Origin of the sequence: Pseudomonas sp. p99-361 (assembly GCF_003935475.1) — a bacterium.
In the GTDB taxonomy this organism is placed as follows: Bacteria; Pseudomonadota; Gammaproteobacteria; order Pseudomonadales; family Pseudomonadaceae; genus Aquipseudomonas; species Aquipseudomonas juntendi.
In genome coordinates this window covers 1-1,274 of record NZ_RHQO01000140.1, presented here as the reverse complement: position 1 = coordinate 1,274, position 1,274 = coordinate 1, and the positions used below count along the sequence as shown (strand labels likewise).

General features: G+C 59.8%; 1 protein-coding gene and 1 tRNA gene. One reads left to right on the top strand and one right to left on the bottom strand.

Annotated features, from left to right (window positions below; genetic code table 11):
- Positions 1–164: 164 nt before the first annotated feature.
- A complete protein-coding gene (locus EGJ22_RS25855) occupies positions 165–932 on the bottom strand; it encodes a hypothetical protein (RefSeq protein WP_029886503.1) in 768 nt (255 codons plus the stop codon).
- 267 nt (positions 933–1,199) lie between these two features.
- Here EGJ22_RS25855 and EGJ22_RS25850 point away from each other — a divergent pair.
- Positions 1,200–1,272: transfer RNA gene (locus tag EGJ22_RS25850), tRNA-Glu, on the top strand.
- Positions 1,273–1,274 lie beyond the last annotated feature (2 nt).

Sequence of the window (1,274 nt, the reverse complement as noted above, 5' to 3'; positions counted from 1 at the left end):
CGCGGGCGGCGCTCGATCTCACAGGCGCTGAAGATGCTCCGGCTACCCTTGCCAGGAACCATAGAATCTCCCACAAGGTAACCGCAGGCTCGAAGACCTGTGCAGTAACCTGTGGGAGCTGGCTTGCCGGCGATAGGGCCATCAAATCCACAACAAATTCCGGATCAGTCGTACATCACCTTCTTCTTCCAGGTCTCGTCCTCATCGGTCTTGAGGCCCTGGGTCAGTTCGTTGTGTTCGTCCTCGGCCGGTTCCATCTGGTCCAGCACCTGGGCGTTGGCCCGGCCCAGCAGTTTCTCCAGGTACGTCAGCTGCTCTTCATACACCTTCGGCTCCGGCTGCTTGCGCAGGTACTGCACCCCCCGCTCGAATGCCAGGCGTGCCTGGCCTGGCTGGCCTTTCTGCAGGGCCTGCTGGCCGAGGTTGTTGAAGAACTCGATATGCAGCAGCACCAGGATGTGGCGGATCTCCTTGACCCAGTGCTTGGCCTCCGGCGCAGGCAGGAAGCCCTCTTGCGCGGCCCGGGTCACCTGGTTGTGCAGTGCTTCCAGCAAGAAGCGCACATCCTTGGCCTTGACCTCGGTCTGGATCGGGTTGGGCGGGTTGTTCACCGGGATCTTTTCACCCAGGGCGATCAGCCCTTCCAGTTCGGCCATGCGTGCCTTCAACTGGGCATTGTGCTTGTCCACCGCCAGCTGGCGCTGGTTGAGGTTGAGCTCCAGGCGGGTCAGCAGCAGCTTCAGCGCCGGGGTCATGAACTGGCCTGGGAAGGTCTCGGTGATTTCGCCGCAGCGGCGCAGGCGGTCGGCCAGTTCGATCTTCAGGCGGGCGCGCTCCAGCTTGCCGTTCTCGACCACATTGTTGAGGTAGCCGATCACGATCAGCAACGCGATACCCGCTACGATGAGCAGGGTGATCAGAAGTGGTGTCACCGTTAATGCCTCATTGAAGAAGAATTACAGCGTTGAGTGTAGTGAGTTTGCCTCGGAGCGAATAGCGGCACAGGCAAACCCGTTCTCTATATCGACAAGCCAGCCCGCATCTGCACTCCAACCCACCCGGAAGTCATTGATTTAAATAAATTTCTACAAAGGGGTTGACGCCTGTATCAAGCATCCATAGAATGCGCGCCACTTGCAGCGTAAAGCACACAGCGAAACGCGGCAGGGAGTGAAAGCAGGCAGCGATGCCAGCAGCGTGTCCCCTTCGTCTAGTGGCCTAGGACACCGCCCTTTCACGGCGGTAACAGGGGTTCGAGTCCCCTAGGGGACGCC